Source organism: Pseudomonas sp. MWU13-2105 (assembly GCF_023242315.1).
Lineage (GTDB): Bacteria > Pseudomonadota > Gammaproteobacteria > Pseudomonadales > Pseudomonadaceae > Aquipseudomonas.
Genome location: NZ_JALLIY010000020.1, coordinates 141,055 through 161,659 on the forward strand (window position 1 = coordinate 141,055; position 20,605 = coordinate 161,659).

Here is a 20,605-nt window from a genome sequence, read left to right on the forward strand (position 1 = left end):
AAAGCTATAAGTCCTACCTATAGTTGAGTGCCCGATGCTGCTGCGTCATATCCGTTATCTGCTGGCCGTCGCCGAACATCGCAACTTCACCCGGGCCGCCGAGGCCTTGCATGTCTCCCAGCCGACGCTGTCCCAGCAGATCAGGCAGTTGGAAGATAACCTCGGGGCCGCTCTGTTCGATCGTTCGGGGCGCAGCATCCGCCTGACCGATGCCGGCGAGGCCTATGTGCGGTTTGCCCGCCTGGCGCTGCAGGACCTGGAAGCGGGCAAGCGGGCGATGCACGATGTGCGCGACCTGAGTCGCGGCAGCCTGCGCCTGGCCATGACGCCGACCTTCACCGCCTACCTCATCGCGCCGTTGTTGCACCGTTTCAACAGCCTCTACCCGGGCATCACCCTGAATGTCCAGGAAATGCCCCAGGATCGGCTGGAGGCCGCCTTGGCCGGGGACCTGCTGGATATCGGCATTGCCTTTACCGGGATGCACCTGGCGGATATCCGGAGTGAGGCGCTGTTCAGCGAAACCTTGAGCCTGATGGTCGGTGCGACCCATTCGCAGGCGGCTGACAAAGTTCTCACTGGCCATGATCTGGAGCAGCAGTCGCTGGTCCTGCTCAGCCAGGATTTCGCCACGCGCCAACACATCGACCTCTACTGCCGCCAGCACGGCATCGTGCCGCGCATCGCCATCGAGGCCAATTCCATCAGTGCGATTGTCGAGCTGGTCCGCCGGGGGCGGTTGGCGACGATCCTGCCCGCGGCCATCGCCCGCGAGCAGCCGGGGTTGGCCGCGCTGGAGCTGACGCCGGCATTGCCGCAGCGTACGGTGGCCCTGCTCAGTCGCGAGGGCGCCTGGCGCAGCGCCGCCTGCCAGGCGTTCACGGCGCTGGCGCGGCAATGGCCGAATGTTTAGCCGTTGCGCATGCAAGCTTCTTCAAAACTGAATTTAATCACCTGGACGCTCGTGTGAGGCTGCCGGTCTCAGGTTTAGCGCGGCAGGTATATGGATCATCGGCTCGGCGAGATTCGCTACGCGGCAGGGACGGCGGCTTCGGCACCGGGCGCCCCGTCGCGTCGTCGTTCGCTGTCACATGTCACTACAAGCCTGCTGGCCTTGCCTTCCGAACTGGCTTTCTGGGCGCTATGGCATTGCCGTCATGCGCGCCCGCCGGATGTCGGTTTTCCCCGTTGAGTTATTTCATTGATCGCCGGCGGCCGGTGTTGGCCGCCGGGATCGAATCGGTGGGCGCGTGCGCGCCTGCCCGACGCGGAAAACGAGAATCCCATGAGTGTTGCCTACCCAGCCTTTGCCTGTACCGAAGAAGCCCTGAGCTTTCTTGAACACAACCCCGATATCGAGATGTTCGAGCTGTTCATCCTCGATAACAACGGCGTCCCTCGCGGCAAGTTGCTGCACCGTGACGAGCTGCTGGCGGTCTATGCCAGCGGTCGTCCGCTGCCCAGCACGATTCTCGGCCTGACCATCAACGGCGACGATGTGGAGAACTCCGGTCTGGTCTGGGATGTCGGGGATATCGATTGTCGTGCCTATCCCCTGAGCGGCAGCTTGCAACGCATGCCCTGGCGGCAGATCCCGACGGCGGCGGTGCAGGTCAGCATGCACCCCCGCGAGGGACTGCCGGCGGCGGTGGCCGACCCGCGGCATCTGCTGGTCAAGGTGATTGATGGGCTCAAGGCCGACGGCTACTACCCGGTGATGGCGGCGGAGCTGGAGTTCTATCTGCTCGACCAGAAGCGTGACAGCCACGGCCGACCGCGGCCGGCCCGCGACGCCGATGGTGGACGCCCGAGCACGACCCAGGTCTACGGCCTGCGCGAGCTGGAGCAGATCGAGCCGTTCCTCGCCGACCTCTACGGCGCCTGCAAACTCCAGGGTATTCCGGCGCGCACGGCGATCTCCGAGTATGCCCCGGGCCAGGTCGAAATTACCCTGGAGCACCGTGCCGATGCGTTGCAGGCGATGGACGAAGCGGTGCGCTACAAACGCCTGGTCAAGGGCGTGGCGCACAAGCACGGGATGATTGCCTGCTTCATGGCCAAGCCGTTCGACGACCTCGCCGGCACCGGTCTGCATATGCATGTCAGCCTGGCGGACGCGGCGGGCAACAATTTGTTTGCCAGCGAGGCCGGCGACGGCACGCCGCTGCTCAGGCAGGCGGTGGGCGGCATGCTCGCGACCCTGCTCGATGCGTTGCTGCTGTTCTGCCCGAATGCCAACTCCTACCGGCGTTTCCAGAGCAACAGCTATGCACCGCTGGCGGCGACCTGGGGTGTCGACAACCGCACCGTGAGCCTGCGGATACCCGGCGGCCCGGCCTTTTCACGACATATCGAGCATCGACTCTGCGGTGCCGATGCCAATCCTTATCTGGCGGCGGCGGCGATCCTCGCGGGGATTCATCGTGGGATTCGTGAGCGGCTCGACCCCGGCGCACCGGTCGAAGGCAATGGTTACGCGCAGGTCGGCAGGCGCCTGCCGACCGACTGGCTGACGACCCTGCGCGCCCTGGAGGAGTCCGCCTGGGCGCGGGAGGCGTTTGGTCGCGAGTTTCTCGGCGTGTACTTGGCGGTCAAGCGCGTCGAATACCGCCAATTCATGGGCGAGGTCGGTGAGCAGGATTGGCGCTGGTATTTGCAGCAGGCGTGAATGGCCGCTCGGTAATCTGTTGAACAATTAGGGCGGGAAATTTTCACGAAATATTGATGTGCGTCTGACTAAGGTTCGAAGCGTTGCCGAGTGGATATTCATGCACCCGGCAGCCCCTCAAACCGACCCCATGTGTTCGACCCGCCCGACACAGGTTCACCGCCGAGAGTTTGCGAGTCATGCCTGCGCAACCACCTGCAACCGTTGAGCTCGAACTCGCCCGCCAGCACGCACGCGAGCTTGCCCGGGCTTGCCAGGAGCGGTCCCCCGACAGTCTGGTCCGGCGCCTGGGGCTGGCGCGGGAAAAACAGTGGGTGCGCCAGGCGCTGAAGCTGGCCGGCGAGCCCGGCCTGGTCCTCGACCTGCCCTGCGGTGCCGGACGTTTCTGGCCGGTGCTGGCCGAACGCGCCAACCGGGTGATCCTCGCGGCCGACCCTTCGCAAGAGATGCTGGATCACTGCGTGGTCCAGCATCCCGTCGATAGCCTCCAGCGGGTCAGGACCTTCCAGAGTTCGGTGTTTGCCATCGGTTTGCCGGAGAATGCGGTGGACTGCATTTTTTGCATGCCGTTGTTCCAGCATCTCGGCGAAAGTGAGCACCGGCTGGCGATACTGCGTGAATTCCACCGGGTCAGCCGCGACACCGTAATCCTCTCGTTATGGATGGACGGCAAGGTCATGGCCTGGCATCGGCGGCGCCAGGCTCAGGCCTGCGGCCAGGACTCGCAACGCGTGCTGTTCGGCAAGGCGCTGGTTGAAGGAGAGTTCCGCGAGGCCGGTTTCGACATTCTCGGTCACCGCGATTTCTTTCCAGGGTATGCCATGCGTCGCCTCTATGTGTTGCGCAAGAACAGTTGATCCTGGCGTGAACACTTCAAATCGTTGAGCAGGACTATTCTTGTTGCTCAGTCAGCTCTTTCGCTACGGCACTTGCAGAGTGAGTGCTCGCAAAGCCCAGTGGCGAGATATACTGCGTGCCATTCTTCAAGGGAGAGCCGTGTGGCCATCGATATTCACTGGATTCGCGACAACGATAGCCTCGGTCGGCATTGCGCCCAATGGCAACAGTTACCCTTTGTTGCCCTCGACACCGAATTCATGCGGGTCGACACTTTTTATCCGATTGCCGGCCTGATCCAGATCGGTGACGGCGAACGCGCCTATCTGATCGATCCCCTGAGCATCGACCAATGGCAACCCCTGGCGGCGTTGCTCGAAGACCCCGCCGTGGTCAAGGTCGTGCACGCCTGCAGCGAAGACCTCGAAGTGCTGTTGCGCCTTACCGGCAGCCTGCCGGTGCCGCTGTTCGACACCCAGCTCGCGGCCGCGTACCTGAACCTGGGGTTCTCCATGGGCTATTCGCGGCTGGTGCAGGAAGTCCTCGGTATCGAGCTGCCCAAGGGCGAAACCCGTTCCGACTGGCTGCAGCGGCCCCTGTCGGAGACCCAGGTCAGCTACGCCGCCGAAGATGCCGTGCACCTGGCCGAAGTCTACACCCGGCTGCGTCCGAAACTGTCGGACGACAAGTACGCCTGGGTCCTGGAAGACGGTGCGGAGCTGGTGGCCAACCTGCGTCGCGAGGTTGACCCCTATGAGGTCTATCGCGAGGCGAAGCTGGCCTGGAAGCTGTCCCGGGCGCAACTGGTGGTGCTGCGCGAGCTGTGCGCCTGGCGCGAACGCGAAGCCCGCGCCCGCGATCTGCCGCGCAACCGGATCGTCCGGGAACACTCCTTGTGGCCCTTGGCCAAGAGCCAGCCGGACAACCTGGTGGCACTGGCTCGCATCGAGGATATGCACCCGCGTACCGTGCGCCAGGACGGTGAGTTCCTGCTGGAGCTGATCAAGCGGGCCGGCAGCGCGTCAATGGACCAATGGCCGCCGGCAGTACCCGAGCCGTTGCCGATCGAAGCCTCGGCACTGATCAAGCGCCTGCGTGCCCTTGGCCAGGCCGAAGCCGAACGCCTCGGCGTCGCGCCGGAATTGATGCTGCGCAAGAAAACCCTGGAAGCGCTGATCAAGAGCGGCTTCCCCGCCGGATCTTACCAATTGCCCGATTCGCTGCGTGGCTGGCGCCGCGAGTTGATGGGCCAGGCGCTGCTCGACAGCCTGGCCACTGCCGGAGAACAGCCTTGAAACGTATTTGCTCCATCTACCGAAGCCCACGCCGGAACGAAATGTACCTCTACGTGCTCAAGAGCGATGCCCTGGAGCGTGTTCCGGAGAATCTGCTGTTGGCCTTCGGTAAGCCGCACCATGCCTTCGACCTGGTCCTGAGCCCCGAGCGCACGCTGTCGCGCGAAGATATCCACCAGGTGCTGGAGAACCTCGAGAAGCAGGGCTATCACCTGCAGATGCCGCCGGCCGAAGATGAATACATCGAACATTTGCCCGAAGAGTTGTTGCGGCGCAATGACCCGATCTGACGGCTATCGCTGAGTGCTCCGTGCGCGGCGCTCGATTCCAATGGACTGTATTTTCCGGCAGTGGCCGATGACGATGGAGCGAACTCCGTCGGCGGCTGCCTGCACTGTTTTTTGAAAGGTTTGAACCATGCGCGTTCTGATTGCCGAACACGACCACGCCCTCTATGCCCGCTTGTTGCAGCAGATGGCCCCGGAACTTGAAGTCATGACCAGCGGCGATTCGGCCACGCTGTCGACGTTGGCGGCCGACTGCCCGGTCTGGCTGGGGCAGCCGGATCTGTTGGCGACCCTGCTACGCCAGGGGCACGGGCCGCAGTGGCTGCAATCGACCTGGGCCGGCGTCACGCCGCTGCTGGCCGAGGGCTTGCCACGGGACTATCGCCTGACCCGCGCGGTAGGGATTTTTGGCCAGGTGATGGCCGAGTATGTGCTGACCTATATGCTGGGGCATGAGCGCGAGGTCCTGGCCCGCCTGGTCAGCCAGGTCGAGCGCAAGTGGGACAACCGCCTGGGCCAGAGCCTGGCGGGGCGCAAGGTGTTGATTGTCGGTGCCGGGGATATCGGCCAGAGCGTTGCGCAGTTCCTGCAACCCTTTGGTGTCGAGTTGTACGGCATTGCCAGTAGCGCGCGGGAGCAGGCGCCGTTTATCGAGGTGGCGGCGCTCGAAGCCCTGGGCGACTGGGTTGGCAAGGTCGACTATGTGATCAACCTGTTGCCGAACACGCCCAATACCCATGATCTGTACGATGCGGCGCTGTTCAAGCGCTTCAAGCCGACAGGCCTGTTCATCAACGTCGGGCGCGGCGTCGCGGTGGTCGATGCGGACCTGGTGGAAGCCTTGAAGGAAGGGCATCTGGCGGGGGCGGTGATCGATGTCTGCCGGCAGGAGCCGTTGCCACAGCGTCATCCGTTCTGGACGGCCTGGGGGCTGTTGTTGACCGGCCACAGTTCGGCCCCGACGTCGCCGGCGATGATGGTGCAGTTGTTCGTCGAGAACCTGCGGGCCTATCAGGCCGGGGAGGCGTTGCGCGGGGAAGTGGATTTCGAGCGCGGCTACTGAGTCTGGCGAGGTTTTTTTGTGGGAGCGGAGCTTGCCCGCGAATGGGACACTGCGGTTTGTCAGGAAAACCGCGGCGCTCCCTTCGCGGGCAAGCTTCGCTCCCACAACAGGGGCTGTTCATTCTCTTTGTGACAGTGAACAGGCTCCGGGTTACAGGCTGAAGTCGCCCTCGGCCACCAGTGCGCTCAGTGGCTGGCGCAGGCTTGGGATTTCGCGGGCCTGCAGGTAATCCGGCAGGCTCGCCTTGTCGCCCAGCTTGCCGATGGCCACGGCCGCATGCAGTGCATAACCTTCTGGAATCTTCAGCTCGCGGCGGGTCAGTTCCTGATCGAAGCCGGCCATGCCGTGGCTGTGCCAGCCGCTGTTGCTGGCTTGCAGCGCCAGGTGGCCCCAGGCCGAACCGGTGTCGAAGGTGTGCCACAAGGCCGGGGTTTCTTCGCTGGCGCCAGGGGCGGTGAAGGTGGTTTTCGAAATCACGATCACCAGGGCCGAGGCGTGCTGTGCCCAGCCACGGTTGAATTCGTTCAGCAGGCCGAGGAAGCGCTCCCAGTTTGGCGTATCGCGGCGGGCGTAGAGAAAACGCCAGGGTTGCGAGTTGTAGGCCGATGGCGCCCAGCGGGCGGCTTCGAAAAAGCTCAACAGGGTTTGCTCCGGGATACTCTCGCCGGTAAAGGCGCGTGGCGACCAGCGCTGGGTGAACTGGGGATCGATCGGATGATCGGCGATACGTGGGTTGATGCTCATGGCGCAGTCCTGACTGGGGAAATTAGCGAGAAAGCTACTGCGCCGCAGGCAACCTGACAAGTCTTGTTCAACCGACAGTCGCCGACGCTTGGCCGCAACGACGCGGGGCACTAGACTGGCGGCCTTTTCACTCCCCGATGCAGATGTCTGAACCATGGCCGCGAAAGTCGAACCCTTCTGGATACGCAAGACCCTCGAGCAACTCGATCAGGAGGAGTGGGAGTCGCTGTGCGACGGTTGTGGCCTGTGCTGTCTGCAAAAGCTTGAGGACGAAGACGACAACAGCGTGTATTACACACGCATTGCCTGCAAGCTCCTGGACCTGAAAACCTGCCAGTGCACCGACTACGCCAAGCGTCGCGACTCGGTGCCGGACTGCATCCAGCTCACCCCGGGCAAGGCCGACCAGTTCAAGTGGTTGCCGCCGACCTGCGGTTATCGCCTGGTCAGCGAAGGCAAGGACCTGCCGCTTTGGCACCATCTGGTGTGCGGTGACCGCGACGCGGTGCACCACGAGCGGATCTCCCAGTCCGGACGCATGCTCGCCGAAGGCAGCGTGCCCGAGGATGACTGGGAAGATCATCTGATTTTCCGCGCCGGCTGATCGGCGCGAATCCCAAGGAGCTCCATGTCGTTACGTTGCAGGCTGCCGCTGTTCCTGCTGCTGATGCTGTTCAGCGGCTTGGGCTGGGCCGGGAAAAAAATCAACCTGGACTATCAGGTACGTCTGTTGCCCGAGAGCGACCAGGCCGAGGTGCGCCTGACCCTGGCCCAGGGTTCGGCGGTGCGCAGCCTGGATTTCGATCTTGGCAGCCTGGGTTACTACAGTGACTTCCTGGCCGACGGGCAGTGGCAACCAAGCCCCGGCCTGACGCCGGACAGCCGCCGCGGCACCTGGCGCCCGGCGCCGGGCAAGGCCAGCCTGAGCTATCGGGTCAGCCTCAACCATACACGCGCCGACGGCTCTTTCGAGACCCGCATAACGCCGACCTGGGCGTTGTTGCGTGGCGAAGACCTGGTGCCGCCGGCCCATCTGGATCAGCAGGACGGCACCGACCTGGTCTCGCGCCTGGAGTTCGAGTTGCCCGCCGGTTGGAAAAGCGTCGAGACCGCCTGGCCGCGCATCGGCAAGCAGCGTTTTCGTATCGACAACGTGTCCCGTCTGTTCGACCGGCCGCTCGGCTGGATAGTCGCGGGAGACCTGGGCAGCCGGCGAACCCGCTTGGGTGAGACCGATGTCACGGTCGCCGCGCCCCGGGGCGAAGGCATGCGGCGCATGGATGTGCTGACGCTGCTGACGTTCGTCTGGCCCAAGGTGCAGGAAGTGTTCCCGCGCAACCCGGGCAAATTGCTCGTGGTCGGCGCTGGCGAGTCGATGGTGCGCGGCGGCCGGGCGGGGCGCGATTCGATCTACTTGCACAGCAACGCCGCGCTGATCAGTGAATCGGGGGAAAGTGCCCTGGTGCGCGAGCTGGTTCACGTGTTCGGGCGGATCAATGACCGTCAGCGCAGTGACTGGATCGGCGAAGGCTTGGCACAGTACTACGCGATCGAGCTGCTGCGCCGTGCCGGCGGCATGAGCGAGGAGCGCTACCAGGCGTTGCAGGTGCGCTTGACCCGGGTCAGCCGCAAGGTCACCACGTTGCGCGGCGAGCAGGTGAGCGGGGCGACGGTGGCGCGGGCGGTGTTGCTGTTGCAGGCGCTGGATCGCGAGATTCGCCAGCAGACCGATGGCAAGCATTCCCTCGACGATGTCAGCCGGGCGGCGATGCGCCTGGATACTGTCAGCACCGAAGAGTTCATCCAGCTGTGCGATAGCGTGATGGGGGGGCCGTCGAAGGTGCTGGTGAGCAATCTGCTGAAATAACGGGCGCCTGTCACGCCGCCATCGCCGGCGCCGCAGACTAGAATTTCGGCCCGGAACGGGTGTTGTTGCCCTTGGCCAGCCGATCATAGAGCACCACGTTGACCGTCGCCGCCAGGTTCATGCAGCCGGTGGTCGGGATATACACCACGTCCTCGCACCAGTCGCGGATGTCCTTGTCCAGCGAGCCGTCTTCCGGGCCGAAGATGTACAGCGCCCGATCCGGATGGGTGTATTCGGGCAGCGAGCGCGCGCCTTCCACCAACTCCACTGCCACCGGCACGCAGCCCAGCGGCAGGATTTTCTTCAGGTCGTCGATGCCGATCAGTGGGATGTCCTGGTGGACTTTCTTGGTGTCGGTGACAAAGTCCCGGGCTCGCTCGTAGCGCTTGCCGGTATAGAACACCGAGGCCACGCCGTAGCAGCCAGCCGCACGCATCACCGAGCCGACGTTCTCCGGTGACTTGGGGTTATACAAACCAATGCAGCTGTATCTTTTGTTTGCCACGAGCCGGGTGCCTTCCAGGAAAAAGACGCGATTATACCGGCATCTCCGTCAGTTCGTGGCGTCGGGATAGTTCGAGGGGAACAGTGCACGGCGGGTTTGCTCGTCGTTGACCTGCTTGAACGCATGGCTCTTGCCCACCTGACGGGCGCGGGCCACGGCCGGGCGAGCGTCGATACGCTGGAACCAGGCCGACAGGTGGGGGTAGGCCGCCAATGGCGTTGCTTCGCCCTTGAGCACGCGCGCCGCCCGGTCGATCCAGCCCCAGGCCGAGATATCGGCAATCGAATAGCTGTCGCCGACGATATAGTTGCGTCCGGCCAGATGTCGGTCCAGTACCCGGTAGTGCCGTTCGGCTTCGCGGCGATAACGGTTGATCGCGTAGGGAAGGCTTTCCGGGGCCGAGTACTGGAAGTGCACCGCCTGCCCGGAAAATGGCCCCAGGCCCGTACCGATAAACATCATCCACGACAGCAGTTCGCCCCGATCGCCGGGGTCACCGCCGAGCAGCCCGGTCTTTTCACTCAGGTAGAGCAGGATCGCGTTCGAGTCGAAGACCCGGACTTCGCCACCGTTCGCTCCCTCGCTATCAATGATTGCCGGGACCTTGCCATTCGGGTTGATCGCGAGGAACTCCGGGCTGTGTTGCTCGCCCTTGCTGGTATCGATCGGAACCAGCTCATAGGGCAGCGCCGTTTCCTCAAGAAACAGGGCGATTTTGGCTGGATTGGGTGTCGGGTGGAAAAAGAAACGGATCATGGCGAAAGGTCCTGGCTGATGTTTTTGATCGGGTGTTATAAAATAGGGCGAAACGTTGGCGCGTGGCAATCGACGTTTGTTTCAACGAATATCAGCGCCACTTCAATTTGAGTTCATGTGTGAGTTATGGCGCGACCCAGAGAATTTGACGAGGCCGCTGCGCTGGACGCAGCGATCCACTGCTTTTGGTCCCGCGGCTACGAGGCCACTTCCGTACGGGACCTGGCGCTGGCCATGGGGATCACCGGGGCCAGTTTGTACAACGCCTTTGGCGACAAGCGCGCGCTCTTCGCGCAGGCCCTCGATCACTACATCAAGCGCGGCTTCTGCGAGCGTTCCCTGCGCCTGGAGCTGCAACTGCCACCCCGCGAAGCCATTCAGACGTTTTTCAACGAGATCATCGAACTGTCGCTTTGCGACCCCGAGCACAAGGGGTGTTTTATCGTCAACGCGGCCCTTGAGGTGGCGCCCCACGATCCGCAGTTCAAGGCGGTCTTGGCCACGGTCCAGGAGAGCATGGAAGGCTTTTTCCGACGCTGTATCAGTGCCGGCCAGGCCCAGGGCAGTATCTGTGCGTCGCAGTCGGCGGACGATCTGGCGCGCCTGTGCCTGGGGGTCTTGATGGGGCTGCGGGTGCTGGCCCGTTCAAGGCCGGAACGGGAGCTGTTGGAAGGGCTGGTGCGACCGCTCTTCGGGTTATTGAAATAGCCTGTCTTGATGAGGGCTGTCGGATGGATGGCTGTGGGCGCGAGCTGGCTCGCCCCTACAGGGCCGGGGCGAATTGACGCCGTACCAGACGCTCGATCAACTCGACATCGGCCTCTGGGCTGAGGTCTTTCGCACTGCCGGCGGCGCCGGTGGCCTGCAATTCCAGTGCACTGCCCGGCGCCTTTTGCAGCAGCAGATAGTCGGCACCGCAATTGCCGCAGAACACATGATCGCCGGCGCGGTGCGCGCGCTTGAGTACCACGGTCGGCCCGCACATGTCGCAGTGCCGCAGGGGAATGCCCTGGTCGGTGTGGCCGATGATCGGGCTCAAGTCTCCTGACTCCCCCAGTTGAATGAACAACGCGCCAAAGTGTGCGTCAAACTGGGTGCCGAGGTTCTTGCCGATGATCTGCAATGCCTGTGCCTGTGGCATGCCCGCACGATAGGGACGGGTACTGGTCATGGCATCGAAGGCATCGCAGATACCGACGATGCTTGCCAGATGGGGAATCTCACCGGTCTTGAGCCCCAGGGGGTAGCCCCGGCCATCGGGCATCTCATGGTGCAGGCGCACGGCGTCCTCCACCAACACCGCCAGCGGGTGGGCATGCAGCAGCCGAAAACCGATTTCGGGGTGGGTCTTGATCACGGCGTATTCCTCGTCGCTCAAGGGCCCGGCCTTGCGCAGCACCGCGTCGGGAATACCGACCTTGCCCAGGTCATGGACAAAACCGCCCAAGGCGATCCGCGCCACTTCCTCCGTCGCGAAACCGGCTTTCTGCGCCAGCAGCTCGCAGAACTGCGCCACCCGCCACAGATGTCCGCCGGTATAGGGATCCCGCGCCTCCACCACCCAGGCCATCACCAGCAGGCTGGACAGCAATTCTTGTTCCGGGCGCGAAACCTGGATCGGTTGGCGGGCGCCCAGCAGATTTTGAATCAATTGGTTCAGCTTCATTGAAGGCGTTCTCGGGACAGGGATAAGAAGGGAGGGGCGCGCACATTCACACTGGCACTTTGCCCTGTTGAGAAGGTATAGGGCTTTAAATTACAGCCGTTGGAAAAAATCTTGGTCTTGTATTTTGGATCGATCGATTTAGAATGCCAGCCATCTCAAGGCATCTCAAGGTGTTTGGCGTATTGCCTAGGCCGGTTGGTGGCCTGACAGGAGCGTTCGTTATGGTCACCGATTGGTTGATGGGCGCTTCGGTGCGTCGCAAGTTGACGCTGGGGTTTGGCAGTGTGTTGCTGCTCACGGCGCTGCTGACCGGGATCGCCTGGTACAGCATCGGGCAATTGACCATGCGCAGCGAAGCGCTGGTGGACAGCGTGTCGCTGGACACGCAGATCGCCGCCGTGCGCTTGCAGGAAAACGAATTCGACCGTACCGGGCAAGGCACGGCGGTTGACGCCTATGCCGGGCAGATGCAGGCGTTGTATGCCGGTGTCGACAAGCTGCAGATGAGCCTGGAAAGCGACGCGCAGGCAACCCTGGTGCGTATCCGTGAGGTGGCCCGGGCTTATCAACAGAGTTTTGCCGAGTTTGTCGCGGCCCGACGCCAGGCTCGCGAAGCGGAAAAGGCCATGGTGCCGGTGATGGAGAATATCGCCGAGCAACTGACGCAGTTGCGTAGCCAATTTTTCCAGCAAATGCGCAGCGATCCGGCGGTCACCGTCGATCAGGCGCAGTCGGTGGTCGAGTTGCAATGGCTGATGGCGCAATTGCGCGATCAGGTGCGCCTGTATATCGCCGATCCGCTGCCCGAAGCGCAGTTGCGCGTTTCGAAGATGGCCGACCGGATTCGTGTGCAGGGTAACGATTTGTATGGGCAACTGCCGGGTGATGCCTTGCAGGCGCCGTTGCTCGGAGCGTTGCAGGCGGCGGTGACCTACCAGGACCGGGTCGTGGACTTTAGCGACAGCGTGCTCAAGAGCCAACAGGCGAAACAGGCGATGCTGGCGCAGGCGGGTGACTTGCAGCAACTGAGTGCTGCGGTCTATCAACTGCAATTGCAAGGGCGCGCTCACGATGTGCGAATGGCTCGCGGCGAGCTGTTGCTGGCGGGAGCCCTGGCGCTGTTGTTGGGTTTGCTCTCGGCCTGGGCCATGACCCGGCAGATCGTCCCGCCGCTCAAGCGGACCCTGGCCCTGGCTCGGCAGATCGCCTCGGGCGACCTGACCGGTAACCTGGAAAGCCGTCGGCGTGACGAACTGGGGCAAATGATGATGGCCATGCGGGAAATGGCCGGACATCTACGTCAACTGATCGGCAGCATCGGCGACGGCACGCATCAACTGACCCAGGCCGCCGAAGGCTTGTCGACCGTCACCGCCCACAGCAGCGCGGGAATCTCGCAACAGCGCCAGCAAACCGAAGAGGTTGCCGGCGCCATGACCGAGATGGTCGACAGTGCCCAGCATATTGCCCGTAACGCCCAGCAGGCCTCGGAGGCGGCGCAGGCGGCCGAGCGGCGGAGTGTCGAGGGCAATCGCGTGGTCAGCCAAGCGATCGAGCACTTTGAAGCCCTGGTACTCAACGTTGATCGCTCCGCCCTGGCAATGGAGCGTCTGCGTGAAGACGGTGAACGCATCGGCGGGGTATTCGGGGTGATCCGCGAGGTGGCGGAACAGACCAATCTGCTGGCACTCAACGCCGCCATTGAAGCCGCGCGCGCCGGCGAAGCAGGGCGGGGGTTTGCGGTGGTGGCCGACGAAGTACGGGCACTGGCGCAGCGTACCCAGCGTTCCACCGAGGAAATCGAGGGGCTGATCGCGGCCTTGCATGGTGGCACCGAGCAAGCCACGGCGATCATGCGCCAGAGCCAGGAGATGAGCTTGTCCAGTGTGGTCCTGGCTCGTGAGGCCGGTGGCGTGCTCAGTGAAATTCGCCAGTCGGCGTCGCTGATCCAGTCAATGAACTCGCAGATCGCCACGGCCGCCGATCAGCAGACCCGCGCTTGCGAACAGATCAGCGGCAATCTGACCCGGGTCCGCGATATTGCCGACGAGTCGGCGCAGTCGAGTGCCCGCACGGCGACGGCGAGCCTCGAACTGTCACGCCTGGGCGGCGATCTCAGCGTGCTGGTCCAGCGATTTACGGTGTAGCCGTTACTCGTCTTTCTTCATCAACCCGGCCAGCGCCGCGAACGGATTGTGGGTGGCCTTGGCGATCTTCGGGCTGCTCAGGGAACCGTCGCCGAAGTATTGCTGGTCGGTGTAGCGCGAGTGCTCGTTGTCATGGCAGAACAGGCACAGCAGTTCCCAGTTGGAACCGTCCTGCGGGTTGTTGTCATGGTTGTGGTCGCGGTGATGCACGGTGAGCTCGCTCAGGCGCTTGCCGGAAAACTCACGGGCGCAGCGACCGCAGACGTGCGGGTACATTTTCAGCGCCTTGTCACGATAGCCCATCTCTTTATCGCGTTTCGCATCGGCCAGGATGCGATCCAGCTTGGCGGTATGGGAGGGAGGGTTGGCCGAACTCATGGGGTCACCTTGTCGAATGGGTTAATGACGGTTATGCGGCAAAGTCTAGCTCAGTTCTTGAGCTTCTCGGCGATCCAGATGGTGTGCCGCGTGCCCTTGTTACCGTGGGCATAGACCTGGACTTCCTCGGCCTTGAAACCGGCCTTGCGCAGCTTGTCGGAGAAATGGCTGTCGGCACTGGCCGACCACACCGCCAGCACGCCCTTGGGCCGCAGGGCCTTGGCACAGGCGCTCAGGCCGCCGGTGGAGTAGAGCCAGCTGTTGGCTCTCTGGGTCAGGCCTTCGGGACCGTTATCGACATCGAGCATGATCGCATCGAAGCCATTGGCCTCGGCCTGCAGTACCTTGGCCACGTCTTCCAGGCGAATCACCGTGCGCGGGTCATCCAGTGGTCGGCCGGCTTTCTCCCCCAAAGGGCCGCGGTTCCACTCGACGACGCCCGGCACCAGTTCGGCGACCACGACTTCGGCACTCTTGCCCAGGTGCTTGAGGGCCGCGGCCAGGGTGAAGCCCATGCCGAGGCCGCCGATCAACACCCGTGAGTGCGGGCGGCCGGCGACCTTGCGGCAGGGAATTTCCGCCAGGGCATCTTCGGAGCCGTGCATGCGGGTGTTCATCAATTGCCCGCCGTCACCGCCCTGGATCTTGATCACGAAGTCTTCGCCATACTCGAACAGGCACAGGGCACCGCCGTTTTCGGGAATTGCAGCGGTGTCCAGCAGAACGAAACGTTTCATGGAAATCTCATTGGGAGGGGCAAAATAGCCGCGTTGCGAGTAGCCTGATGGCAGACAGAGAAGTCTGGCAACGGAGCCATTGATGAAACGCGCTATTGTAGCGGTCATTGCCTTGACCGCGCTCACCATTACCACGCTACGGGCCGAGGATCTCTCGCCGGTACCGGTCACGCCGAAACCGGGGGCGCCGAGCACGGCGACTCCCACGCCGTCCCCGCAGATCACCCCGCGCACGCCGCCCAAGCCTGGCGAGCCGCTGCCCAGCATCGAGTTGCCGCAGCCGCCCAAGGACCAGACCCAGCCGGGTCCGGAACAGAACGACAAGACCGACAAGACGGATAAGGCGAAGGAGGAAACCTCCAGCTAGATCTGTTGCGAGAGCAATTGGCCGTCCGCCATGCGCAGTCGCTTGGACAGCGCAATGGCGATGGCGCGGATGATCTTGGCGGCGATCTTCGGTGCGTCATTGAGCATCTTTTCCAGGGAGTCCTTGCCCAGGTTCAGCAACTGGCAATCGCTGGCGGCCACGCAACTGGCCGAGCGCCGCTCGCCATCGAGCACCGCCATCTCGCCGAAGGCCCGGCCGGCGCGCAGGGTGGCGATCACCACCGCTTGGCCCTCGGCGTTGCTCTTCTGCACGTTCACGCTGCCGTGATGAATGATGCACATGAAGGTCCCGGCGTCCCCTTCGTTGAAGATGGCTTCGCCCCTGGTGACGCTGCTGATGCTGAAATAGCCGGCAGCGGCGAGGAAGTCCGCCGGCAACAAGCTGGCGAACAAACCGCAGTCCATCAGCATGTCGCGGATTTCGTTATTCAGTAAGGTCGGTTCTGACATGGCTCACGGTCTTTTCTTGTTGCCTGTTGTTCTGTGCGGGCATTGAAGCCCGGCGGCCCAGGGTTAAGACAAGGGCGCCGGGCAGAGTTCCTCAGACCAGGCCGAGAACCTTGAACACGAAGGCGTATTCGAGGGCTACGTCACGTAATCCCTGGTAACGACCACTCATGCCACCATGGCCGGCACCCAGATCGGTCTTGAGCAAGAGTAGATGCTCGTCGGTCTTCGTGGCGCGCAGTTTCGCCACCCACTTGGCCGCTTCCCAGTACTGTACGCGACTGTCGTTATAGCCGGCGATCACCAGGATCGCCGGGTAAGCCTGGGCGCGGACGTTTTCATACGGCGCGTAGGCCTTGATCCGCGCGTACACTTCGGGTTCCTCGGGATTGCCCCATTCGTCGTATTCGGTGACGGTCAGCGGCAGGTCCGGGTCGAGCATGGTGTTCAGCACGTCGACGAACGGCACTTCGGCGATGGCGGCCTGGAACAGTTCCGGGCGTTGGTTGAGCACGGCACCGATCAACAGGCCGCCGGCGCTGCCGCCGCTGATGGCCAGTTGCTTGGACGTGGTCAGGCCCTCGGCGATCAGGTGCTCGGCGCAGGCGATAAAGTCGTCGAAGCTGTTCTGCTTGTGCGCCTGTTTGCCGGCGCGGTACCAGGCTTCGCCCAGTTCGCCGCCGCCGCGCACATGGGCGATGGCGAAGGCCATGCCGCGCTCCAGCAGGCTCAGGCGGGCGTGGGAGAACCACGGGTCGAGGCTTTCGCCGTAGGCGCCGTAGCCGTAGAGGTAGAGCGGGGTGGCCTGGCCTTGCAGTTCGCGCTTGACCACCAGGCTGATGGGGACCCGCGTGCCGTCCGCGGCCGTGGCCCAGAGGCGCTGGCTGACATAGGCGTCGGGGTCGAAATCGCCCAGTACCGGGGTCTGCTTGAGTACGCTCTGTTCGCCGCTGGCCAGGGTCAGTTGGCGGATCTCGGCCGGACGATTCAGCGATTCGTAGCGCAAGCGGATCGTCTGGCTGGTGAATTCCAGGCTGTCCTGTACGTAGAGGCTGTAGGCGGCATCCGGCAGTTGCACGCGATAGCCCGGCAGGCCTTGGGGGCGCACTTCAAGGATCGGCAGTCCGCCTTCACGCAGGCTCAGGCACAGGGCCGAGGCATTCAGGGTCAGGCCTTCGAGCATCACCTGGTCGTCGTGGGGCACCAGCAATTGCCAGTCGGCGCGGCTTGGCACGCCGTGGTCCGGGGCGTGGAACAGGGCGAAGTTGATGCCGTCCTGGTTGCTGCGGATAAACCAGCTCCACTGCTCCTGGTACTGGCCATGGTCGACGAAGTACTCGTGGCCTTCGACCCGTGGCGCCAGGCAGGTGAAGGCCTGGGCCGGGGTCTCGGCATCCAGGGCCCAGGCTTCGCTGGTGGTCTTGCTGTTGAGCAGCACCACCAGTTGACGTTCGGAACTGCTGCGGTAGCAGTGCAGGAAGAAGCGCCCGTCGGTTTCGTGCAGGACTTCCTCGGCCGTACTGTCGCCGAGGCGATGGCGGTACAGCTTGTGGGGGCGATGGGTGTCATCCAGCTCGGCAAAAAACAGCGTCTGGCTGTCATTGGCCCAGGTCATGCTGCCGTCGCAGTCGTCGAACGGCAGCTCGCTGACCGCACCGCTGGCCAGCTCCTTGACGTACAGGCGATAGACCTCCTCGCCGCTGGTGTCGAGGCTGTAGGCCAGGCGTTGGTGATCCGGGCTGACGCTGAAGGCTCCGAGGGAGAAGAAGCCGCCCGCCGCCAGCACATTGGGGTCGAGCAGCAGGGCCTCGGCGCTTTCATCCACGGTCAGGCTGTCATCGGCCGGACGCGGGCAGCGGTAGTGCCGCGGGTATTCGTCGCCGGCGGTGGTGCGGGTGTAGTACAGGAACGGTCCCCAGGGTGAGGGCAGGGACAGGTCGGTTTCGAGAATCCGTGCCTTGATCTCCTCGAACAGGCTTTCGCGCAGTTCGGCTTGGTCGGCCAACCGGGCTTCCTGGTAGCTGTTTTCGGCCTTGAGGTAGTCGAGCACGGCATCGCTGTCGCGCTCCTGCAACCAGGCGTACGGGTCCGTGCCCGCATCGCGGCGGGCAATCGGGGCGCTGTTGACGCGGCTATCGAGGGACATGGGCAACTCTCTGTGGGCGGATCGCTGACGGCGGGGCAGCCGGACCGGCGAAAAGCCGTTATCATAAGCATCTCTGTGCGACACGCGTAGCGTGTCTTCGAAGCCTCGAGGTGTAGGATCATCTTGAGGGGTTTCCGTTAAGGAAACCAACGGCTTGGGCACCCATTCCCGAGAAACAAAGTCGACCCAGAAGTCCAATGTCTTCAAGGACTTGCCGCAGCGGCGGTGACACACCCATAGGGTCCCTCAGCGTTCGGAAGCAGGATCCAAAAGCCAGTTTTTATTGGCTCTTGAACGTCTAATACACACCAGCCCATCAGGGCTCCACCCACGTGGGATAGAATCCCCGCTGGGGTTTTCTCCTGCATTTGAAACAGGAGGAAATACATCTTCGAGTCTGCTGCGTTCGCAGTTCTGGCTCAAGCTACCATCGAAGACACTAGCGAAAGCTCTGTCTGTCATTGTCCAACTTTCTTGTGCGCAAGGGAGCAGCGGACTCGTTGTACGACCAACGATAGCCTAGGAAGACATGCGTCACTGGTAACGGTGGGGTGTGAAGCTCTTCTGACAATGTAGCCCCCGTTAGGGTGTGTCCTTTCCGTGAGGATGGGATGCGGATATTCGGAGCAGCACCGGATTGAGGCGCTAGGCTGGCTGGTATGGGTAACGTAGGTGAACCACTGATAAACATCGTAAATATGAACAAGCCAAAGCTGATGTCAGGCTTGAGCCAAAAGGCATATGGTCGGTTACCTCTGTAGGGATTGGAGGTACGTCGTCACTAAGACCATCGGTGAAAAGGTGGGCCCTAACCCAGTCGTGTGACAGGCAGGGAACGTGGTAAACCCGTATGGCTGCCTTCGGGCAGGTGAACCGCAAGGGGATCTGTTGGCTGTGCGGGTATGGGAGTGTAGAAAAAGCGAATGCCGGGCTGTAATGGTCCGGATAGGGGTTGGAACATCACCCCACGGGAAACCGGGCAGACTTCTACGTGGTTTCTTATCGCATGAGTTCTGTTTGAGTCTGTCTCAACGTGCTCCGAGATCCAGTGGTCAGGGATCTCTTATCAAAACCACCCTGACGGGGACGTCCATTCCCGTCAGGGGATGCGTACGTCTTCCGCTCGGGATCAACTGAGAGGAAGGCAGCATGCTAGTACACAGCCATGAGGCCGTGTCTGCGCTTTCCAGCGCTCCGCAAAATTGGCACGACATCGACTGGTGTCGGGTTCAGCGGAACGTTCGGACAATGCAGCAGCGGATTGCGAAGGCTTGTCGGGAAGGCAATTGGCGCAAGGTGAAAGCCTTACAACGAATGCTGACCCGTTCACACTCGGCCAAATACCTCGCCGTAAGGCGAGTGACCGAGAACCAGGGGAAGCGTACGGCTGGAGTCGACCGCATACTCTGGGATACACCTGATGCCAAATGGAAAGCAGCAAATGGCTTGAAGAACCGCGGGTATAAACCTCGTCCGTTAAGACGAGTGTTTATACCTAAGTCAAACGGGAAGGAGCGTCCTCTGGGCGTCCCAACCATGACCGACCGGGCAATGCAGGCGTTGTATCTGCTGGCCCTGGCACCTGTTGCAGAGACCACGGGTGATCCGAACAGCTACGGCTTTAGGATCGAACGCTCGACGGCTGACGCGATGGGACAGTTGTTCGTAACCCTGTCCAAGAAGGTCTCGGCCCCCTGGATTCTGGAAGCGGACATACAAGGTTGCTTTGACCATATCAATCACGACTGGCTGATCGATAACGTCCCTGTGGACAAGACGATCCTTCAGAAATGGTTGAAGGCTGGCGTGGTCCATAACGGGCAATTACATGCGACGAACGCTGGGACGCCACAGGGAGGAATTATCTCTCCCACACTGGCCAATCTGGTGCTCGACGGTCTGGAGACACAGCTCAAGAAACATTTGGGCATAACCAGAGCGAGGAAGCTGAAAATCAATGTGGTTAGGTATGCGGATGACTTTGTGATCACCGGCACCTCGAAAGAGGTACTGGAAGATGAGGTCAGACCCTGGGTCGAGCAGTTCCTGGCAACACGCGGGCTGCGACTGTCACTGGAAAAAACGCATATCGTCCATATCGATCAAGGCTTCGACTTCCTGGGATGGAATTTCCGCAAGTACAGCGGGAAGCTACTCATCAAACCGAGCAAGAAAAACGTCGAGGCGTTTTACGGCAAGGTGAAGGGAGTAATCGACACTAACAAGACGGTGAAGCAGGACTATTTGATTCGCCTGCTAAACCCCATCTTGAAAGGCTGGGCTCTGTACCACCAGCCAGTAGTCGCCAAGCAGACATACTCGCGTATGGACAATCTGCTATTTCACGCCCTATGGCGTTGGGCAAAACGGCGACATCCGAACAAGTCGCTGAGATGGATTCGGGAGAAGTATTTCCGAGTCCAAGGAAGCAGAAGTTGGGTGTTTGCCGCCACAACGTTGGATGGAAATGGGGAAAAACGGGACGTCACTTTGTACAGACTTGCTGACACAGCAATCGAAAGGCACCGAAAGGTCAGTGGGGAGTACAACCCTTTTGATCCCAGGATGGAGGAAATGGGCGAGAAGCTACGAATGGAACGAATGCTCAAAAAGCTGAAGTACCGTAAGCAGATTCTCAGTCTTTTCCGACAACAGAAGGGCCGTTGTCTGGTGTG

General features: G+C 62.2%; 21 protein-coding genes and 1 pseudogene. 14 read left to right on the forward strand and 8 right to left on the reverse strand.

Annotated features, from left to right (window positions below; translation table 11 throughout):
* Nucleotides 1–34: 34 nt before the first annotated feature.
* From cynR to M5B96_RS26425, 7 genes are all read left to right on the forward strand, one after another.
* A complete protein-coding gene (gene cynR / locus M5B96_RS26400) occupies nt 35–913 on the forward strand; it encodes a transcriptional regulator CynR (protein ID WP_248799923.1) in 879 nt (292 codons plus the stop codon).
* 90 nt (nt 914–1,003) lie between these two features.
* Complete coding sequence (locus tag M5B96_RS32855; RefSeq protein ID WP_412548652.1) at nt 1,004–1,192, forward strand: hypothetical protein; 189 nt, start codon at nt 1,004–1,006, stop codon at nt 1,190–1,192.
* 93 nt (nt 1,193–1,285) lie between these two features.
* Nucleotides 1,286–2,668: a glutamine synthetase family protein gene (locus tag M5B96_RS26405; protein WP_248799924.1), complete on the forward strand. Its 1,383-nt coding sequence runs from the start codon at nt 1,286–1,288 to the stop codon at nt 2,666–2,668.
* A gap of 179 nt (nt 2,669–2,847) precedes the next feature.
* A complete protein-coding gene (locus tag M5B96_RS26410) occupies nt 2,848–3,525 on the forward strand; it encodes a class I SAM-dependent methyltransferase (protein ID WP_248799925.1) in 678 nt (225 codons plus the stop codon).
* Nucleotides 3,526–3,666: 141 nt separating this feature from the next.
* Nucleotides 3,667–4,800, forward strand: coding sequence for a ribonuclease D (gene rnd / locus M5B96_RS26415; RefSeq protein ID WP_248799926.1), 1,134 nt, complete (start codon nt 3,667–3,669; stop codon nt 4,798–4,800).
* A complete protein-coding gene (locus tag M5B96_RS26420) occupies nt 4,797–5,090 on the forward strand; it encodes a YcgL domain-containing protein (protein ID WP_248799927.1) in 294 nt (97 codons plus the stop codon). Before rnd ends, M5B96_RS26420 begins: the two co-directional genes overlap by 4 nt.
* Nucleotides 5,091–5,217: 127 nt before the next feature.
* Nucleotides 5,218–6,150: a D-2-hydroxyacid dehydrogenase gene (locus M5B96_RS26425; protein WP_248799928.1), complete on the forward strand. Its 933-nt coding sequence runs from the start codon at nt 5,218–5,220 to the stop codon at nt 6,148–6,150.
* Between the two features lie 150 nt (nt 6,151–6,300).
* Here M5B96_RS26425 and M5B96_RS26430 read toward each other — a convergent pair whose 3' ends face one another.
* Entirely contained in the window at nt 6,301–6,894 is a 594-nt protein-coding gene (locus M5B96_RS26430) for a nitroreductase family protein (protein WP_248799929.1), read from the reverse strand.
* Nucleotides 6,895–7,048: 154 nt separating this feature from the next.
* Between M5B96_RS26430 and M5B96_RS26435 the strand changes: the two genes are divergently transcribed.
* Entirely contained in the window at nt 7,049–7,498 is a 450-nt protein-coding gene (locus tag M5B96_RS26435; protein WP_248799930.1) for a YcgN family cysteine cluster protein, read from the forward strand.
* A gap of 24 nt (nt 7,499–7,522) precedes the next feature.
* Nucleotides 7,523–8,761 (forward strand): hypothetical protein, encoded by a 1,239-nt coding sequence (locus tag M5B96_RS26440; protein WP_248799931.1) that lies wholly within the window; start codon nt 7,523–7,525, stop codon nt 8,759–8,761.
* Nucleotides 8,762–8,798: 37 nt separating this feature from the next.
* On the opposite strand, the gene M5B96_RS26445 is transcribed toward M5B96_RS26440, so the two are convergent.
* Nucleotides 8,799–9,266, reverse strand: a complete 468-nt coding sequence (locus M5B96_RS26445; RefSeq protein WP_007926908.1) for an RNA methyltransferase — start codon at nt 9,264–9,266, stop codon at nt 8,799–8,801.
* Nucleotides 9,267–9,314: 48 nt separating this feature from the next.
* Nucleotides 9,315–10,022, reverse strand: a complete 708-nt coding sequence (locus M5B96_RS26450; protein ID WP_248799932.1) for a glutathione S-transferase family protein — start codon at nt 10,020–10,022, stop codon at nt 9,315–9,317.
* A 126-nt stretch (nt 10,023–10,148) separates the two neighbouring features.
* On the opposite strand from M5B96_RS26450, the gene M5B96_RS26455 reads away from it, so the two are divergent.
* On the forward strand, nt 10,149–10,730 hold the full coding sequence (locus M5B96_RS26455) for a TetR/AcrR family transcriptional regulator (protein WP_248799933.1): 582 nt from the start codon (nt 10,149–10,151) through the stop codon (nt 10,728–10,730).
* A gap of 55 nt (nt 10,731–10,785) precedes the next feature.
* Here M5B96_RS26455 and M5B96_RS26460 read toward each other — a convergent pair whose 3' ends face one another.
* A complete protein-coding gene (locus M5B96_RS26460) occupies nt 10,786–11,688 on the reverse strand; it encodes an HD-GYP domain-containing protein (protein ID WP_248799934.1) in 903 nt (300 codons plus the stop codon).
* 239 nt (nt 11,689–11,927) lie between these two features.
* Here M5B96_RS26460 and M5B96_RS32860 point away from each other — a divergent pair.
* Both M5B96_RS32860 and M5B96_RS32865 read left to right on the forward strand, forming a co-directional pair.
* Nucleotides 11,928–12,980 (forward strand): annotated as a pseudogene (locus M5B96_RS32860) (methyl-accepting chemotaxis protein); the annotation flags it as partial.
* Nucleotides 12,981–13,121: 141 nt separating this feature from the next.
* Nucleotides 13,122–13,835 carry a methyl-accepting chemotaxis protein gene (locus M5B96_RS32865; protein WP_412548655.1) on the forward strand — a complete coding sequence of 238 codons (714 nt, stop codon included), beginning with the start codon at nt 13,122–13,124 and terminating at the stop codon, nt 13,833–13,835.
* A 3-nt stretch (nt 13,836–13,838) separates the two neighbouring features.
* Here M5B96_RS32865 and M5B96_RS26470 read toward each other — a convergent pair whose 3' ends face one another.
* On the reverse strand, nt 13,839–14,213 hold the full coding sequence (locus tag M5B96_RS26470; RefSeq protein ID WP_103498682.1) for a YajD family HNH nuclease: 375 nt from the start codon (nt 14,211–14,213) through the stop codon (nt 13,839–13,841).
* A 50-nt stretch (nt 14,214–14,263) separates the two neighbouring features.
* Entirely contained in the window at nt 14,264–14,950 is a 687-nt protein-coding gene (locus M5B96_RS26475; protein WP_248799936.1) for a spermidine synthase, read from the reverse strand.
* A gap of 82 nt (nt 14,951–15,032) precedes the next feature.
* Between M5B96_RS26475 and M5B96_RS26480 the strand changes: the two genes are divergently transcribed.
* Nucleotides 15,033–15,317, forward strand: coding sequence for a hypothetical protein (locus M5B96_RS26480; protein ID WP_248799937.1), 285 nt, complete (start codon nt 15,033–15,035; stop codon nt 15,315–15,317).
* Here the strand turns inward: M5B96_RS26480 and M5B96_RS26485 are convergent.
* Together M5B96_RS26485 and M5B96_RS26490 are read right to left on the reverse strand one after the other, a co-directional pair.
* A complete protein-coding gene (locus tag M5B96_RS26485) occupies nt 15,314–15,787 on the reverse strand; it encodes a cyclic nucleotide-binding domain-containing protein (RefSeq protein WP_248799938.1) in 474 nt (157 codons plus the stop codon). The two genes, M5B96_RS26480 and M5B96_RS26485, sit on opposite strands and share 4 nt — an antisense overlap.
* Before the next feature lie 91 nt (nt 15,788–15,878).
* Nucleotides 15,879–17,930: a S9 family peptidase gene (locus tag M5B96_RS26490; RefSeq protein ID WP_248799939.1), complete on the reverse strand. Its 2,052-nt coding sequence runs from the start codon at nt 17,928–17,930 to the stop codon at nt 15,879–15,881.
* A 1,149-nt stretch (nt 17,931–19,079) separates the two neighbouring features.
* Between M5B96_RS26490 and ltrA the strand changes: the two genes are divergently transcribed.
* Nucleotides 19,080–20,605 (forward strand): group II intron reverse transcriptase/maturase (gene ltrA, locus M5B96_RS26495; RefSeq protein ID WP_248799940.1); only part of this gene is annotated, 1,526 nt, incomplete at its 3' end.

Excerpts from the sequence above, each read along its gene's own strand:
- cynR (WP_248799923.1), top strand. The coding sequence starts at position 35 with ATGCTGCTGCGTCATATCCGTTATCTGCTGGCCGTCGCCGAACATCGC.
- M5B96_RS32855 (WP_412548652.1), top strand. The coding sequence starts at position 1,004 with ATGGATCATCGGCTCGGCGAGATTCGCTACGCGGCAGGGACGGCGGCT.
- M5B96_RS26405 (WP_248799924.1), top strand. The coding sequence starts at position 1,286 with ATGAGTGTTGCCTACCCAGCCTTTGCCTGTACCGAAGAAGCCCTGAGC.
- M5B96_RS26410 (WP_248799925.1), top strand. The coding sequence starts at position 2,848 with ATGCCTGCGCAACCACCTGCAACCGTTGAGCTCGAACTCGCCCGCCAG.
- M5B96_RS26425 (WP_248799928.1), top strand. The coding sequence starts at position 5,218 with ATGCGCGTTCTGATTGCCGAACACGACCACGCCCTCTATGCCCGCTTG.
- M5B96_RS26430 (WP_248799929.1), bottom strand. The coding sequence starts at position 6,894 with ATGAGCATCAACCCACGTATCGCCGATCATCCGATCGATCCCCAGTTC.
- M5B96_RS26435 (WP_248799930.1), top strand. The coding sequence starts at position 7,049 with ATGGCCGCGAAAGTCGAACCCTTCTGGATACGCAAGACCCTCGAGCAA.
- M5B96_RS26440 (WP_248799931.1), top strand. The coding sequence starts at position 7,523 with ATGTCGTTACGTTGCAGGCTGCCGCTGTTCCTGCTGCTGATGCTGTTC.
- M5B96_RS26450 (WP_248799932.1), bottom strand. The coding sequence starts at position 10,022 with ATGATCCGTTTCTTTTTCCACCCGACACCCAATCCAGCCAAAATCGCC.
- M5B96_RS26455 (WP_248799933.1), top strand. The coding sequence starts at position 10,149 with ATGGCGCGACCCAGAGAATTTGACGAGGCCGCTGCGCTGGACGCAGCG.
- M5B96_RS26460 (WP_248799934.1), bottom strand. The coding sequence starts at position 11,688 with ATGAAGCTGAACCAATTGATTCAAAATCTGCTGGGCGCCCGCCAACCG.
- M5B96_RS32865 (WP_412548655.1), top strand. The coding sequence starts at position 13,122 with ATGACCGAGATGGTCGACAGTGCCCAGCATATTGCCCGTAACGCCCAG.
- M5B96_RS26470 (WP_103498682.1), bottom strand. The coding sequence starts at position 14,213 with ATGAGTTCGGCCAACCCTCCCTCCCATACCGCCAAGCTGGATCGCATC.
- M5B96_RS26475 (WP_248799936.1), bottom strand. The coding sequence starts at position 14,950 with ATGAAACGTTTCGTTCTGCTGGACACCGCTGCAATTCCCGAAAACGGC.
- M5B96_RS26480 (WP_248799937.1), top strand. The coding sequence starts at position 15,033 with ATGAAACGCGCTATTGTAGCGGTCATTGCCTTGACCGCGCTCACCATT.
- M5B96_RS26485 (WP_248799938.1), bottom strand. The coding sequence starts at position 15,787 with ATGTCAGAACCGACCTTACTGAATAACGAAATCCGCGACATGCTGATG.
- M5B96_RS26490 (WP_248799939.1), bottom strand. The coding sequence starts at position 17,930 with ATGTCCCTCGATAGCCGCGTCAACAGCGCCCCGATTGCCCGCCGCGAT.